Genomic DNA, 15,184 nt, shown 5'->3' with positions numbered 1-15,184 from the left:
CCCGGCTCCGGGCGGTCAGGCTTGATCCCTGCGCCGGGCACGGCGGGCCACACCCCGTCGGTGCCTACTCTCGCGTCCGTCCGCCGGGCTCCCGCCGGAGATCTTGGCGAGAAACCGCCCCTCCAGGGGCCGTCTCGTACCAAGATCTCCACCGGTGCCTCGGTGACCCGGTGTCCGGGGCGACCCCGGTGACCCAGTTACCGAAGTGCCTCCAGTGGCCCGAGGACCGGGCTCACCCGACTCACCCGCGTTCACTCGGATGAGCCAGATGAGCCGGATGAGCCAGATGAGCCGGATGAGCCAGATGAGCCGGATGAGCCGGTTGCGCCGGGTGCGGCGGGTGCGCCCTTGGTGAGCCGGGTGAGCCAAAGTTGGTGACCCTTGGGCCCGGGTGTGATCGGGTGTCCGGTTTTGTGGTGGCTGTCTGGGGCGGCTTGAGCGGGTGAGTCGTCGGTGGTTGGCGTGGCGGTGCCGGGTGTGCGGTTTGGGGGTGTGACCGGGGGCATCGTGGGGGCGGAATCGTGGCCGGGGCGGGGTCGTTACACCCTGCGTACGACCGAGCAAGACCACCCCGCCGAGGTCACGCCGCCCCGACAGATGGCGGGCCCGGGGCCCCGGAATGATGGCGGGCCGGCGGTGGTTACACATGGTCCGGCCGGCGTGAGGGCGTCCCCCGCCCCGCGCGACAGCCCGGCCCTCCTTTCGACCCACGGGGTCGGACATCCGGCCGGCACGGCCGAGCTGATCTACCCTCTGAACTTTCCTCCGGCTGATTCGTCGGAGATTCCCTCCAGGTTTCGCTGGATCCCCCTGAGTTCGCATGAGCGCCGGACGGTGCTTGCACCCGTGTGAAAGCCGATCCCCCTTCGGCGTGTGGGTGCCAACCCCCGAATGGAGCGTTTCTGATGAACACGATCATCCGTAAGAGCGTTCTTGGTATTGCTGGTCTGGCGTTCGCCGGTGGCGTGGCCGCCGGTCCGATGACCGACACCGCCCACACCGGTGCCCCGTCCGTGGACGCCACGGCGGTCGCGGTGGCCGTGCAGGCCGACAAGCCCGACACGGGCAAGCTGATTCCGCACGGTGTGCAGGGCGCGCAGTCGCACGTCGACCTGTCGGATGAGCAGGTGGCGAACGTGAAGGCGATCGTCGCGGCGACGAAGAAGGCCGGCATGGACGAGCGCGCCGCGGTGGTGTCGATCGCGACCGCGTTGCAGGAGTCGAAGCTGGAGAATCTGGGTCATCTGGGTGATCGCAACGACCACGACTCGCAGGGCCTGTTCCAGCAGCGTCCGTCCTCGGGTTGGGGCACGGTCGAGCAGATCACCGACCCCGAGTACTCCACCACCGCGTTCCTGAAGGGCCTCAAGCAGGTCGACGGGTGGCAGGACATGCCGCTGACGAAGGCCGCGCAGACGGTGCAGGTGTCGGCGTACCCGGACCACTACGCCCAGTGGGAGCAGCAGGCCGCCGACCTGGTGGCCGAGCACTGGAACAGCTGACCCGTACCCGTGGTGAGAACCAACGCCCGACTGGCCGGACCCCGCACCCCGGGGCCCGGCCAGTTCGGCGTCTGACGGCCCGTGCGTGCCGTGCAGGCCCGGTGTAGTCCGCCGCGCCCCGGTTGCGGGTCTCGGCGAGGATGGGGGCCATGTCTGCGTGGGACAAGTGGCGGGGTCGCCTGGGCACGGTCCTCGGGACGGTCGGGCTCTCGGTGTTCATACCGGTCGCGGCCTGGGCATCGTCGGGCAGTGGCGAGATCGTGGTGCGGGCGGGACAGAACGCACGCCCCGCCCAGCCCGGGTTCGGGGGCTTCGACTGCTGCCTGATGGTGGTCTTCGGCATCGGTCTGCTGGTGGTGCTGCTCATCAAGCTCGCCCGCAACCGCCCCCCAGACTGACACCGCCACCGCCCACCCGCCCTACCATGGGAGCAGCAGGCCGCCGACCTGGTCGCCGAGCACTGGAACAGCTGACAGCAGTAGTCGAATCGCCGTTGGCCGGCACCCCACCTCGGGGTGCCGGCCAGCGGCGTCTGCGGCGGGTGGGCCCCTCAGCGGGGAGTCGTGGCGTGGACCCGGACGATCACGGCGGTGGCGTTGTCGTCGCCGCCGGCTTCCAGGGTGCCGTGGAGCAGGTCCCGCACCGCCTCCTCGGGTCGCGGTGCCGCCAGGAGTTCCCGCATCAGGTGATAGTCGACCTGGTCGCTGACGCCGTCGGTGCAGAGCAGCCAGACGTCGCCGGGGCGCAGCGACACCGCGAGCAGGTCCGCCTCCGGCTCGTCCGGATGGCCGGCGTAGCGGGTGAGCTGGTAGCGGGCGCGATCGGCTGCGGGGGAGCCGACCGGGTACCAGCCGTGCAGTACGCCGAGCCAGGCAGCAGTGTGGTCGACGGTGAGCAACTCCAGCAGGCCGTCGCGCAGGCGGTAGGCGCGGGAGTCGCCGAGCTGGACGAGCCAGCCCTGCCCGCCGTCGGGCTCCACGAGCAGGGCGGTCAGGGTGCAGCCGGTCAGCTCCGCCAACTGCGCGCCGGCGGCGCGTACGGCTGACTGGACGTGGGCCACGGCGGTGCGCAACTGGCGCGCGTCGACCGCGGGCCAGGCGGCCCGGACCTGCGCGACGAGGGTGCCCATGGCCGTCGTGCCGGCCCGGCGGCTGCCCTCGCCGGCGCCCATGCCGTCGACCACCGCGGCGAAGGGCAGGGCGGGGTCGACGTGCAGCACGTCGAAGTTGGCCGGGTAGCGGTTGCCGACCACGCTGCCGCCGGCGAGCTCCAGCGTTATCTCGCCGAGCGGGAGACGGTGCACGTCACCGGGCACGGTGACCTCGGCGCGGCGGCCGGCGGAGGAGGGGCATCGGCGGATCGTACTGTGGGTTCCCGGCGCAGGTGGTTTGGGTTGCCCGTTCGCGGCCACTCAGTCGAGGCAGAACTCGTTGCCCTCGACGTCCTGCATCACGAGGCATGACTCGTCGTAGCCGTCGGCAGTCAGCAGTCGCACGCGCACCGCGCCGAGCGCGACCAGTCGTGCGCATTCGGCCTCAAGCGCGGCCACGCGCTCCTCACCCACGAGCCCGGTGCCGACCCGCACGTCGAGATGCAGCCGATTCTTGACGACCTTGCCTTCGGGAACGCGCTGGAAGAACAGTCGCGGGCCCACGCCTGTGGGATCGCCGCATGCGAACGCGGAGCCCCGCCGCTCAGGCGGCAGCGCGCGATCGAAGTCGTCCCAGGTGGCAAACCCCTCCGGTGGCGGCGGTACGACGTATCCCAACGCCTCGCACCAGAAACGAGCGACGCGCTCAGGTTCTGCGCAGTCGAAGGTGACCTGGACCTGCTTGACCGACGCCATCGAACCACCATAGAGGCGGGATCCTCCGTCGTCTCCCCGGTTTCGCTGCGAACCCACGCCTGGCACCCGGTGACCCGGACGAGTTTTGTCAACATGGGTTGACGCGGCGGCGATGTCAACGTAAGTTGACGACATGAGTCAGGCAACGGAACTCGCGGCGGCAGCCGGCAGCACCGACCCCCGGGTCGGGCTGCGCGCCGTCCGCGCGCTGCGCCGGTTGCTCGAACGGCTCGAGGTGGTCCAGGTGGACAACGCCCGTCGACAGGGCTGGTCCTGGCAGGAGATCGCCGACGAGCTCGAGGTCAGCCGGCAGGCGGTCCACAAGAAGCACGCCGGTCGTCCGGCGGTCGGATCTTCCTGGGAGGCGTGATGTTCGAACGGTTCACCGACCGGGCCCGCACGGTCGTGCGGGACGCCCGGGACGAGGCCCGGACCGAGGGCGAGCGGCCCGTCGGGACCGAGCACCTGCTGCTCGCCCTGCTCTCCGACGGCGACAACCTCGCCGCCCGGGTGCTCGCCGAGGCCGGCCTCCGCGCCGACGACCTGCGGTCCCGCGTCCGCCGGCACACCGTGCGGGGAGCCACCGGCCTCGCCGACGCCGACGCCGCGGCCCTGCACGAGATCGGCATCGACCTGGCCGCCATCGTGGCCCGGATCGAGGAGTCCTTCGGCCCGGACGCGCTGCGCGAGGCCGCGCCGGCACCGCGCCGCCGCTGGGGTCGCCGGCGGTACGCGGGCGGCCCCTTCTCCCCGCGCGCCAAGAAGGTGCTGGAGCTGGCGCTGCGGGAGGCGTTGCGACTGCGCCACCGACACATCGGCACGGAGCACATCCTGCTCGGCGTGCTCCGCGAGGGCCACGGGCTGGGCGCACGGGTGCTCACCGAGGCCGGCGCCGACCTCGACGACCTGCGCCGCCGCGTCGAGACCGCCCTCCGCACCCCCGCCTGACCCACCCCACCCCACCCACGGCACGGCTTGCCCCGGCCCGGCGATCATGAGGTTGGCGGGGACGTCGATCTCAAGGACCGCCGTCGACCTCATGATCGGCGGGCCGACGGCGGGGTGGGAGTGGGGCGGGAGGTGGGGGACGGTCCCGGGCGGGGGCAAACGTGTTTGCGCTGCGCGTAACATCACCGCGCCGCCGGGTCGCTGCCGTGCCGAATGTGCTGCACACTGGCGCCGTGGACCCTCGACAGGACAAGCGACGCGCGGCACCCGACGGCGGTGGCCTGCGCTCCGCCGTGGTGGTCAACCCGGTGAAGGTGGCCGACCTCGACGAACTGCGTCAGACGGTCCACGACGCCCTCGCCGCGGCCGGCTGGCCCGAGCCGCTGTGGTTCGAGACCACGGTCGAGGACCCGGGCCGCGGCCAGACGCAGGAGGCGGTCGAGGCCGGCGTGGACGTCGTCTTCGCCTGCGGCGGCGACGGCACCGTGATGGCCTGCGTCAGCGGCCTGGTCGGCACCGAGGTGGCGCTCGCCGTGCTGCCCCAGGGCACCGGCAACCTGCTCGCGGCCAACCTGGGTCTCTCGGGTGACCTGGCCGCCGGGCTGGAGGTCGCCGTCGAGCGTGGCCGCCGGCTGCTCGACGTCGGCGCGGTCGAGGACCACTACTTCACGGTGATGGCCGGCATGGGCTTCGACGCCCAGATGCTCGCCGACACCTCGGAGACCACCAAGAAGCGGATCGGCTGGCCGGCGTACGTCGTGGGAGCCGCCCGGCACCTGCGCGACCGGCCGATGCGGGTCTCCATCCGCATCGACGACCAGCAGCCCATCCGCCGCCGGGCCCGCTCCGTCCTCGTCGCCAACGTCGGGCGCCTTCAGGGCGGGGTGCGGCTGCTCACCGACGCCGAACCGGACGACGGCTACCTCGACGTCGCGGTGCTCACCCCGCGTACGCTGCGGCAATGGCTGGCGCTCGGCTGGGCGGTCGTACGCCGGCAGGACCGCGTCCCCCGGATGGAGGTCTTCAAGGCCAGGCGGGTGGAGATCACCAGCAACCGGGCCCAGCCCCGGGAGCTCGACGGCGATCTCATCGAGCCGGGTCGCACCCTGAAGGCCGAGATCCGGCGGCGGGCGTTGTGGCTCTGCGTGCCGCAGCCGGAGCAGGATCCCGACCTGGCCGAGGACGCGAAGGCGGCCGCCGAGCGTGGTGAGCAGCTGATCGAGGAAGCCCGCCGTGAGTAGCACCCGCATCGTGCCGGAGACCCGGCTGATGTCCGACGAGGAACTCAACGCCGACGACGCCTGGCACACACTGCGCCGGCAGGGCGGCTGGCACCTGCTGCGCGACGCGTTCATCCGGTTCCGCTACGGCGACGGGTTCAGCCACTCGCGCGCCTTCGCGCTGCAACTCTGCCTCGCCGTGGTGCCGTTCCTGATCGCGCTGACCGGCCTGATCAGCGAACTCGGCGTGGAGGAGGGCGGCCGGGTGGTCGCCGACACGGTCCTGGCCCTCACCCCCGGGGCGAGCGAACCGATGGTGGCCGAGCTGCTCGGCGAGGGGGACCGCACCGAACGCGCCGGGGAGCTGGCGCTCGGCCTCGGCATGCTCACCGGCCTGGTCGCGCTGACCACCACCATGGCCCAGATCGAGCGCGGCGCCAACCGGATCTACGGCGTGGAGCGGGACCGGCCCGCGCTGTGGAAGTACGTCCGCGCCAGCGTCCTCGCCCTCACCGCCGGCGTGCCGGCGCTCACCGGGTTCCTGATCCTCGTCGGCGGCGGCCCGATGGGCGACTCGGTGCAGCGACACTACGCCTGGGGCGAGTTCGCCAACGGCCTCTGGAACGTGGTGCGCTGGCCGCTCAGCCTGGGCCTGACCGTTCTCGCCGTCGCGGTGATCTTCCGGCACGCACCCCGCCGCAAGCAGCCCGGCCTGTCCTGGCTCTTCTTCGGCGCCGGCATCGCCACCGCGCTGTGGTGGCTGGCCAGCCTGCTGCTCGCCGCGTACGTGCGGTTCAGCGGCGGGTTCGGCCAGACGTACGGGGCGCTGACCGGGATGATGGCGTTGCTGCTCTGGGCCAACCTGACCGGCATGGCGCTCTTCGGTGGACTCTCCTTCGCCGCCCAGTTGGAGGCGCTGCGCATCGGGGTGCGCGAGCCCGCCCAGCCCGACCTCTGGGAGCCCGAGGCCGAGCGCCAGGAGATCCACGACACCGGCGAGATGAGTTCCCTCTAGCTCCGCATCGGACATCCCCCGGTGTACGCGGAGCGCCGATCGGGTAATGCGGCACGCCAGAAGCGAGAGGGAGGCTGCCGTGGGCGCGGTCAAAGAGGCGTTGCGACGACCCTTGGGTCACTTCACCGAGCGTACGCTCGCCGGCCTGGCGATCGTGCTCGGTGCCGGGGTCGGGTTCGGGATTCTCCTCGTGCTGGTCCGGACCCGGTGGTCCCCGCTCTACGACGTCGACCACGGCGTGGCCGCCTGGCTCAACGACCTGGTCGCCCCGCACGGGCCGCTGGTGACCGTGCTCAACGCGCTCACCGACCTCGGCGGGCGGGCCGTCATCATCTGGCTGGTGTCGGTGGCCGTGGTCGGACTGCTGATCCGCAAGCAGGGTCGACTCGCGGTGTTCCTGATCGTCACCGGCGTCGGCGCGCTCGTCCTCGACCCGGCGCTCAAGACGCTTGTCGACCGGCTGCGCCCCGAGGTGGACGTGCCCATCGGTACGTACGCCGGGGACAGTTTCCCCAGCGGTCACGCGCTCGGCTCGATGGTCGCGTACGGGGCGCTGCTGCTGGTCTTCCTGCCGGCCATGTCGCGCCGCTGGCGTAAGCCCGCGATCGCCCTGGTCGCCCTCGTCGTCTTCCTCATCGGACTGACCCGGATCGCGCTGGGCGTGCACTTCGTCTCGGACGTGCTGGGGGCCTGGCTGCTCGGCGCCGCCTGGCTCGGCGTCACCGCGTACGCCTTCCGGCTCTGGCGGTTGGAGCGCGGCCGGCCGGTCCCGGCGTTGACCGACGGGCTGGAGCCGGAGGCCGCGCACGACGTGGCGCCCGCCCCCGACGAGGCGCACCTGCTGCCGCACCCCCGGGCCGCCGTGTTCGAGCTGATCGTCGGCTGGGTGCTGATCCTCGGCGCGCTCTACGGCTTCGGCATGTTCGTCAGCTACCACGCCGGCGGCACCTTCTTCGCCACCCTGGACACGGACGTGCCGAGGTGGTTCGCCGAGCACCGCACCCCCGGCCGGGACGACTTCAGCTACTGGTGGAGCAAGGTCGGCGACACCCACGCCATCCTGCTCATCTCGCTGGTCTTCTGCCCGATCGTGCTGGCCGTCTGGCGGCGTTGGCGGCCGTTGCTCTTCGTGGCGCTGACCATGTTCGGCGAGCTGAGCCTCTTCCTCGCCTCCGCCGCCGCGGTCGACCGGCCGCGCCCGCCCGTCGGCAACCTCGACGGGCCGATGCCGACCTCCTCCTTCCCGTCCGGCCACATCGCCGCCACGCTCTGCGTCTGGGTGGCGATCGCGGTGATCGTCTTCCCGCGTACCGACCGCTGGTGGCGGTGGGTCTTCGTGGCGCTGGCGGTGGTGATGCCGACCGGCGTGGCGATCAGCCGGATGTACCGGGGGATGCACCACCCCACCGACTTCATGGGCGCGATCATCCTCACCACCCTCTGGATCGGGCTGCTCTACTGGGTCGTCCGCCCCAACGAGGACGTCCACGAGGGCAACCAGCCGAGCATCGAGTCCGAGGACGTGGACACCCTCGACGACGAGCTGGCCAAGGCCGGCCGGGCGGACTGACGCGGCCGATGCTGCGGGCGATGACCTGGAACATCCGCACCGGCGGACGGGACTCCGGCGGCGCCGACCGCCGGGACCTGCTGGTCCGGGTCGTCGCCGACCAGCGGCCGGACGTGCTGGCGTTGCAGGAACTGCGGCACTTCGACTCCGGCGACGTGCTCGCCGACTTCGCGGGCCGGGTGGGGATGCGACCTCACCTGGCCCGTTCCTGCTTCGGCCAGCCGGTGGCGGTGCTGCTGCGCCCGCCGCTGCGCGCCCTCGCCGCGACCCGGGTACGCCGGCCGTTCCACCATGCCGCGCAGCGGGTCACCGTGGCGACCACCGCCGGCCCGCTGACGGTGCTGAGCGTCCACCTCGACCCGTACTGGGGGCTGCGGCGGCGCGTCGAGGCGGGCTGGGCCGCCGCCGCGCTGCGCCGCGCGCCGGGGGAGCTGGGACTGCTGGCCGGCGACCTCAACACCCTCGACCCGGTCGCCGACCACACCGACCGCATCGCCCGGCTTCCGGCCGCGTACCGCCGCCGTCACCTGCGCCGGGACGGGCGGACGGTGGAGACCCGGGCGGTGGCCCGGCTGCTCGCCACCGGCCTGGTCGACCTGTACGCGACGGCGGGGGCGCCCGACGGCGGGCTGACCGCGCCCACCCGGCACGGCGGCGGGGCGGAGTTCTCCGGCATGCGGCTGGACTACCTGCTCGGCACGGCGGCGCTCGCCGGCCGGGTGCGCGACTGCCGGGTGCTGCGGGGCGGCGAGACCGAGTACGCCTCCGACCACTATCCGGTCGTGGCGGATTTGGACCTCGACCCCGCCTGACCGCACTGCCCCCGCTTACGCCCTGCCTGGCCGGGCGACCCCGGTCCGTCCGCGAGGGCCGGGCGGGCGGCGCGTTGCCAGTGCTGACTACCGTGAGCCGGTGATCGACTCGCCGAGCGCGGACCCGGGGAACGCCGGGTCCCCACCCACCCCGCTGCTGGTCGCCGTCGTCCGGGGAATCGCGCTGGTCGTGGTGCTGCCCTTCCGGCTGGCCTGGGAGTTGGTCGCCGCCGTCGGCCGGTGGCTGCACCGCTGGCTGCTCGCGCCGCTCGGCCGGTTCCTGGACCGCTGGCTGCTGCGCCCGCTGGGCTGGCTGCTACGGATCCTGGTGTGGGTGCCGCTGAGCTGGCTCGGGCGTGGGCTGGCCTGGCTGCTGCGCTGGCTCGGCCTTGGCCTGTCCTGGCTGCTGCGCACGCTGGTCTGGGTGCCGTTGGTCTGGCTCGCCCGGGGCTTGGCCTGGCTGGCCCGGACGGTGGTGTGGATACCGCTGGCCTGGCTGGCGTACCACCTGATCTGGGTGCCACTGCGCTGGCTGGCCCGGCTCCTCGCGCCGCTCGGACGCCTGCTGGTGGCGGGGCTCGCGGCGGTCGGCCGGTGGCTGGCGGCGGGGCTCGTGGCGGTCGGCCGGTGGCTGGCGGCGGTGGGGCGGGTGCTGCTCGGCGCGCTCGGCTGGGCGTGGTGGGCAGCCGGCCGGCTGCTCTGGTGGTGCTACGCGCTCACGCTGCGGCCGTTCGTGCTCGGGGCGCGCTGGCTGTGGCGGCACGCCGTCCGCCCGGTGGGCCGGGCGGTGGCCGCCGCGTGGCGGGCGACCGTCTCGCCGGCCGCCCGCTGGGTGCGCCGCGCCGTCGTGGACCCGGTTCGCCAGGCGGCCCGTGAGGCGCTGACCGCCCTCGGCCTGCGCGGCTGACCCGCGAACGCCGCGACGACGGCGCTGCCCCGACGCGCGGTGCCCGGCGAGCGGTGCCCGACGAGCGCTGCTCGACGAGCGGTGCCCCGACGAGCGGTGCCCGAGCAAGATCTTGGCAAGAAACGGCCCCTCCAGGGGCACTCCGGTACCAAGATCTCGGAGCCGGAGCCGGAGCCGGAGCCGGAGCCGGAGCCGGAGCCGGAGCCGGAGCCGGAGCCGGAGCCGGAGCCGGAGCAGGGTTACAGGAGCAGGTTTAGCACCACGGTCAGGACGACCGAGGCGACGATCGAGAAGAGGATCATCAGCAGGCAGCCCAGGCCGCCGCCGGCCGGACGGATCTCCGTGTTGCCGATACGCATGTCGTCACCTGTTCGTGAGTGTGGGGGCCAGCAGGGCGCGGACCGCGTCGGCGACCTGCGCCGGCGCGGTGGTCACGACGTTGTGCGCGGCGCCCGGCACGGTGACCGTACGGGCGTGCGGCACCAGCCGGCCCACCTGCGCGCGCCAGGACGGCGGCACGACCGGGTCCCGGGAGCCGGCCACGACCAGGGTGGGCGCGGCGATGCGGACCAGGTCCGCCTCGATGCCGTTGCGCACCGAGTGCGACAGCGTCGCGTGGACCCGCCAGGGGCGGGCGTCGAGGACGTCCCGGAGCAGGATCGGCGCCTGCAACGGCGCCTCCCGCAGGGTGTCCACCAGCCAGCGCCCGAACTGTCCCCGCCGGGACCGGGCGGCCGGGTCGCTGGTCGGGCCGGCGAGCACCACGGCCGCGACCGCGTCGGGGTGCCGGGCGGCGAGCGCCGCGACGACCTCCGCGCCGAACGAGTGCCCGAGCAGACAGACGGGCGGCATCCGGTACGCGGCCAGCCAGGCGGCCAGGTGCGCGGCGTGCTCGACCACGTCGTACGCGCGGCCGGGGCGCTCGGTCAGCCCGAAGCCGGGCAGGTCGGGCGCGTACACCGGGTGGGTGTCGGCCAGCGCGAGGGCGAGCGGGGTCAGGTAGCGGTGGGACACCGCCAGCCCGTGCACCAGCACGACCGGGGTGGCGGCGGTGCCGGGGTCGCCGGCGCGGCGGGTGTGCGTACGGAGGCCGTCGACCAGCCGCCACTCGCTGGTCAGCCCGGCGGCCGGCTTCGGGGCGGCCAGCGCGAGGCGCAGCTCCGCCGGACCGAAGCGGCCCGGTGGGGTCACCCGGGGACGCCGGACGGGTGCCTCCCTCACAGCTCGCGCAGCCTCGGCAGGAGCTGCTCCTGCGCCCAGTCCAGGAACATCGGCTGCGTCCCGCCGCCCACCTGCACGATCGCCACGTGGGTGAAGCCGGCGTCGACGAACCTGCGGAACGCCTCGACGTGCCGGTCCACGTCGGGCCCGCAGGAGATCCCCTCGGCCACGTCCTCCTCGCGGACGAACTGGGTGGCGGCGGCGAACGACTCCGGCCCGGGCAGGTCGGCGTTGACCTTCCAGCCCATCCCGAACCAGCGGAACTGGTCGTGCACGATCTTGCGGCACTCCGCCTCGTCCGGGCCGTAGCAGATGGCCACCTGCCCGTAGCGGGGCTGCCCGGCGCCGCCGGCCTCGTCGTACATCTCGATGATGTGCGGGTCCGGCTCGGTCGCGACGAGGCCGTTGCCGTACTCGGCGGCGAGGGTGACCGACTGGCGGCCGGAGGCGGCGACGGCCATCGGCACCGGGCGGGCCGGCCGGTCCCACACGTAGGCGTCGGGCACGTCGTAGTGGTTGCCGGAGAAGGTCAGCGTCTCCCCGTTGAGCAGGGGCCGGATGATCTGGAGGGCCTCCTCGAACATCTCGTGCCGCTGCTGCACGTGCGGCCAGCCGCCGACCACGTGCTCGTTGAGGTTCTCGCCCGCGCCCAGGCCGAGGGTGAACCGGCCGTCCGAGAGGACCCCGACCGTGCTGGCCTTCTGCGCCACGACCGCCGGATGGTAGCGGCGGATCGGGCAGGTGACGAAGGACATCAGCTCCGCCCGGTTGGTGGCGTGCGCGACCGCGCCGAGCACGGACCAGGCGTACGGGGAGTGGCCCTGGGAGTCCAGCCAGGGGTAGTAGTGGTCGGAGATGACGAGCTGGTCGAAGCCGGCCGCCTCCGCCCGCACCGCGCAGTCGACCAGTTGCTTCGGACCGGCCTGCTCGCACATCAGGGTGTAGCCGACCTTGACCATGGGTGTCTCCTTCCGACCCGGGCGGATCATCCCCGGATACCCCTGCCAGGTCGGGTCAACCCTCGCGTCCGGTGTCGGCGGTCCGCTGCTTAACCGGTTCATTGCGTGACCGGCCCGACCGGCCTACGCTGATCCCTGCGCCGCCGGGAGCCGGGCGGCGGCTGTCGGGCTGCAGCCGCCATCCCCTGTGACGTCCCACCCCCACCTGGGCAGCGGGGGTCCTCCCTTTGAGGAAGGCCATGAAGAAGAGACTCTCCGCCGCCGGTGCGGCCCTGCTCGCGTTGCTGGTCGCCGTGTTGGCGTTCGGGCAGCCCGCGCGGGCCGCGACCGGCTTCTCCGTCGCCGACGGCAAGCTCTACGACGCCAACGGCAGCGAGTTCGTCATGCGTGGCGTGAACCACGCGCACACCTGGTACCAGCAGCAGACCAGCTCCTTTGCCAACATCAAGGCGCTCGGCGCGAACACGGTGCGGGTGGTGCTGGCCAGTGGCCAGCGGTGGGCGAAGAACGACACCGCCGACGTCGCCAACGTCATCTCGCTGTGCAAGGCCAACCGGCTGATCTGCGTGCTGGAGGTGCACGACACCACCGGCTACGGCGAGCAGAGCGGGGCGGCCACCCTGGACCAGGCGGTCGACTACTGGCTCAGCGTCTCCAGCGCCCTCGCCGGCCAGGAGAAGTACGTCATCGTCAACATCGGCAACGAGCCGTACGGCAACCAGGGCTACGGCACCTGGGCCACCGACACCGCCAACGCCATCAAGCGGCTGCGTACGGGCGGCCTGACGCACACCATCATGGTCGACGCCCCCAACTGGGGTCAGGACTGGTCGTTCACCATGCGCGACAACGCCGCGTCGGTGTTCGCCGCCGACCCGCAGAAGAACACGGTCTTCTCCATCCACATGTACGGCGTCTTCGACACCGCCGCCGAGATCAGCGACTACCTCGGCCGGTTCCGCGCCGCGAAGCTGCCGATCGTGGTCGGCGAGTTCGGCTTCGACCACTCCGACGGCAACCCCGACGAGGACACCATCCTCTCCTACAGCCAGGCCAACGGGATCGGTTACCTGGGCTGGTCGTGGAGCGGCAACGGCGGTGGCGTCGAGTACCTCGACATGGTCACCAACTTCAACCCCGCCGCGCTGAGCACCTGGGGCCAGCGCATCTTCAACGGGGCGAACGGGATCAAGGCCACCGCGAAGGAGGCGACGGTCTTCGGCAGCACGCCGCCGCCGACCACCCCGCCGCCGACGACGCCCCCGCCCACCACCCCGCCGCCCACCACGCCCCCGCCCACGACCCCGCCGCCGAGCACCCCGCCGCCGGGCGGCTGCACGGCGACGTACACGGTGACCAACCAGTGGCAGGGTGGCTTCCAGGGTGAGGTGAAGGTGACCGCCGGATCGGCGGCGATCACCGGCTGGACGACGAAGTGGACGTTCGCCAACGGCCAGAGCGTCAGCCAGTCCTGGAACACCGCCCTCAGCAGCAGCGGGTCGGCCGTCACCGCCCGCAACGTCGACTACAACGGCCGGCTGGGCGCCGGCGCCAGCACCAGCTTCGGCTTCATCGCCAGCTGGAACGGCACCAACGCCACGCCCGCGGTGACCTGCACCGCGAGCTGAGGACTCCCCGTACCACCGGTGGCCGGGCCCCGCGCGGGCCCGGCCACCGCTCGTGTCACCCGTCGAAACGTCGCAACTCCGCCGCGCCCCCGCACTCGCCCTCGCCCTCGATCGCTGGGCGGGACAAGGGCTGGGCGGGGTGGGAGGCACGGCGGGGTATGCCCACGGGGTGCTGTCGAGCTGCCCCGTCCGTGGGACCGCCAGCCGCCACGGACCCGGAACTCGCTGCCCCATCTGCGCGGGCAGCTCGACAGCGTCCGCGCGAGCATGCCCACGTCGCGTCGGGGCCCGTCAGGCCCCGTTCGGTTCGGAGGCCAACCGGGCGGCGCGCATCGTCAGGTATCGCTGCTCGGGCACGCTCGTGGTCAGGTCGGCGGCGATCCGGTACGCGGCCACCGCCCGTTCCCGGTCGCCGGCCATCTCGTGCAGGTGCGCGCGGGCGGCGGGCAGCCGGTGGTGCCCGGCGATCCGGGGGTCGGCGTCCAGCACCGCCAACGCGGCCAGGCCGGCGGCCGGGCCGTGCACCATGGCGGTCGCCACCGCGCGGTTGAGCGAGACGACGGGACTGCCGGAGGCGCGTTCCAGCACCTCGTACAGGGCGAGGATCTGCGGCCAGTCGGTCTCGGCGGTGCTGGGCGCCTCGTCGTGCAGCGCGGCGATGGCCGCCTGGAGCTGGTACGGCCCGACCGGCCCGCGGGGCAGCGCCCAGGTGACCAGTGCCACCCCCTCGTCGATGGCCGCGGCGTCCCACCGGCTGCGGTCCTGGTCGGCCAGGGAGATCAGCTCACCCGAGGGCCCGGTGCGCGCGGCGGCGCGGGCGTCGGTGAGCAGCATCAACGCGAGCAGCCCGGCGACCTCGGTGTCGTCGGGCAGGAGCGCACGCAGGGCCCGGGTCAGCCGGATCGCCTCCTCCGACAGGTCCACCCGGCGCAGGTCGTCGCCGAGGCTGGCGGTGTGTCCCTCGGTGAAGATCAGGTAGAGCACGTGTCGCACGGCGGCCAGCCGGGCCTCCCGGTCGGCGGGCTCGGGCATCCGGAACGGGACGCCCGAGGCGCGGATGCGCTGCTTGGCGCGGCTGATCCGCTGGGCCATGGTGGCCTCGGGCACGAGGAAGGCGCGGCCGATCTCGGCCGTGGTCAGGCCGCCGACGGCGCGCAGGGTCAGCGCGATCGCCGACGCCGGCGTGAGCGTCGGGTGGCAGCAGAGGAAGAGCAGCGTCAGGGTGTCGTCCCGGCCGGCGGTCAGCTCCTCGTCCGGCGGCGGCGCGGCGCGCCGGTCGTCCGGCTCGCGGCGGGCGACGAGGTCCTCACGCCGCCGCCGGGCCGTCTCGCCACGGACCAGTTCGATCATCCGCCGGTACGCGACCTGGATCAGCCAGCCGCGCGGGTTGCCGGGCGTCCCCTCGACCGGCCACTGGGTGGCCGCCGCCAGCAGCGCCTCCTGCACGGCGTCCTCGGCGGTGGCGAAGTCGCCGAAGCGGCGGGTGAGCACGCCGAGGACCTGCGGCGCCAGCTCGCGCAGCAGGTCCTCGACGGGTGGGTCGGCGGCGGCCAGTC

General features: G+C 73.2%; 15 protein-coding genes. 10 read left to right on the top strand and 5 right to left on the bottom strand.

The genetic code is table 11. The annotated features are described in order from the left end of the window. Window positions 1-905: 905 nt before the first annotated feature. Together AB0B83_RS08215 and AB0B83_RS08210 are read left to right on the top strand one after the other, a co-directional pair. The gene (locus tag AB0B83_RS08215) at window positions 906-1,502 is read left to right on the top strand and encodes a hypothetical protein (protein WP_357577574.1); all 597 of its coding nucleotides are present in this window, start codon (window positions 906-908) and stop codon (window positions 1,500-1,502) included. Between the two features lie 149 nt (window positions 1,503-1,651). Beyond that, window positions 1,652-1,900: a hypothetical protein gene (locus AB0B83_RS08210; RefSeq protein ID WP_357577573.1), complete on the top strand. Its 249-nt coding sequence runs from the start codon at window positions 1,652-1,654 to the stop codon at window positions 1,898-1,900. A 152-nt stretch (window positions 1,901-2,052) separates the two neighbouring features. Here the strand turns inward: AB0B83_RS08210 and AB0B83_RS08205 are convergent, their stop codons facing one another. Further along, a complete protein-coding gene (locus AB0B83_RS08205) occupies window positions 2,053-2,805 on the bottom strand; it encodes a PP2C family serine/threonine-protein phosphatase (protein ID WP_357577572.1) in 753 nt (250 codons plus the stop codon). A gap of 108 nt (window positions 2,806-2,913) precedes the next feature. Continuing rightward, a complete protein-coding gene (locus AB0B83_RS08200; protein ID WP_357577571.1) occupies window positions 2,914-3,348 on the bottom strand; it encodes a VOC family protein in 435 nt (144 codons plus the stop codon). 133 nt (window positions 3,349-3,481) lie between these two features. Here AB0B83_RS08200 and AB0B83_RS08195 point away from each other — a divergent pair, with 133 nt between their 5' ends. From AB0B83_RS08195 to AB0B83_RS08165, 7 genes are all read left to right on the top strand, one after another. Then, on the top strand, window positions 3,482-3,718 hold the full coding sequence (locus AB0B83_RS08195) for an HTH domain-containing protein (protein WP_089001290.1): 237 nt from the start codon (window positions 3,482-3,484) through the stop codon (window positions 3,716-3,718). Then, window positions 3,718-4,296, top strand: coding sequence for a Clp protease N-terminal domain-containing protein (locus AB0B83_RS08190; RefSeq protein WP_357577570.1), 579 nt, complete (start codon window positions 3,718-3,720; stop codon window positions 4,294-4,296). The genes AB0B83_RS08195 and AB0B83_RS08190 overlap by 1 nt, the downstream gene beginning before the upstream one ends. A 233-nt stretch (window positions 4,297-4,529) precedes the next feature. Then, complete coding sequence (locus AB0B83_RS08185) at window positions 4,530-5,537, top strand: diacylglycerol kinase family protein (RefSeq protein ID WP_357577569.1); 1,008 nt, start codon at window positions 4,530-4,532, stop codon at window positions 5,535-5,537. Further along, a complete protein-coding gene (locus tag AB0B83_RS08180) occupies window positions 5,530-6,531 on the top strand; it encodes a YihY/virulence factor BrkB family protein (protein WP_357577568.1) in 1,002 nt (333 codons plus the stop codon). Before AB0B83_RS08185 ends, AB0B83_RS08180 begins: the two co-directional genes overlap by 8 nt. Before the next feature lie 79 nt (window positions 6,532-6,610). After that, window positions 6,611-8,101 carry a phosphatase PAP2 family protein gene (locus AB0B83_RS08175; RefSeq protein WP_357577567.1) on the top strand — a complete coding sequence of 497 codons (1,491 nt, stop codon included), beginning with the start codon at window positions 6,611-6,613 and terminating at the stop codon, window positions 8,099-8,101. An 8-nt stretch (window positions 8,102-8,109) separates the two neighbouring features. Next, window positions 8,110-8,913 (top strand): endonuclease/exonuclease/phosphatase family protein, encoded by an 804-nt coding sequence (locus AB0B83_RS08170; RefSeq protein ID WP_357577566.1) that lies wholly within the window; start codon window positions 8,110-8,112, stop codon window positions 8,911-8,913. Window positions 8,914-9,013: 100 nt separating this feature from the next. Next, a complete protein-coding gene (locus tag AB0B83_RS08165) occupies window positions 9,014-9,820 on the top strand; it encodes a hypothetical protein (RefSeq protein ID WP_357577565.1) in 807 nt (268 codons plus the stop codon). Window positions 9,821-10,183: 363 nt separating this feature from the next. Here the strand turns inward: AB0B83_RS08165 and AB0B83_RS08160 are convergent, their stop codons facing one another. Both AB0B83_RS08160 and AB0B83_RS08155 read right to left on the bottom strand, forming a co-directional pair. Next, a complete protein-coding gene (locus AB0B83_RS08160) occupies window positions 10,184-11,041 on the bottom strand; it encodes an alpha/beta fold hydrolase (RefSeq protein ID WP_357577564.1) in 858 nt (285 codons plus the stop codon). After that, on the bottom strand, window positions 11,038-12,000 hold the full coding sequence (locus tag AB0B83_RS08155; RefSeq protein ID WP_357577563.1) for a TIGR03557 family F420-dependent LLM class oxidoreductase: 963 nt from the start codon (window positions 11,998-12,000) through the stop codon (window positions 11,038-11,040). The genes AB0B83_RS08160 and AB0B83_RS08155 overlap by 4 nt, the downstream gene beginning before the upstream one ends. A 239-nt stretch (window positions 12,001-12,239) precedes the next feature. On the opposite strand from AB0B83_RS08155, the gene AB0B83_RS08150 reads away from it, so the two are divergent. After that, entirely contained in the window at window positions 12,240-13,628 is a 1,389-nt protein-coding gene (locus AB0B83_RS08150) for a cellulase family glycosylhydrolase (RefSeq protein ID WP_357577562.1), read from the top strand. 291 nt (window positions 13,629-13,919) lie between these two features. Here AB0B83_RS08150 and AB0B83_RS08145 read toward each other — a convergent pair whose 3' ends face one another. Next, window positions 13,920-15,182: a sigma-70 family RNA polymerase sigma factor gene (locus AB0B83_RS08145; RefSeq protein WP_357577583.1), complete on the bottom strand. Its 1,263-nt coding sequence runs from the start codon at window positions 15,180-15,182 to the stop codon at window positions 13,920-13,922. Window positions 15,183-15,184 lie beyond the last annotated feature (2 nt).

This window comes from Micromonospora sp. NPDC049060, assembly GCF_040649055.1.
Classification (GTDB): Bacteria; Actinomycetota; Actinomycetes; order Mycobacteriales; family Micromonosporaceae; genus Micromonospora; species Micromonospora reichwaldensis.
Note: the sequence above shows the minus strand (reverse complement) of the source record. Positions and strands in the feature narration are given on the sequence as shown.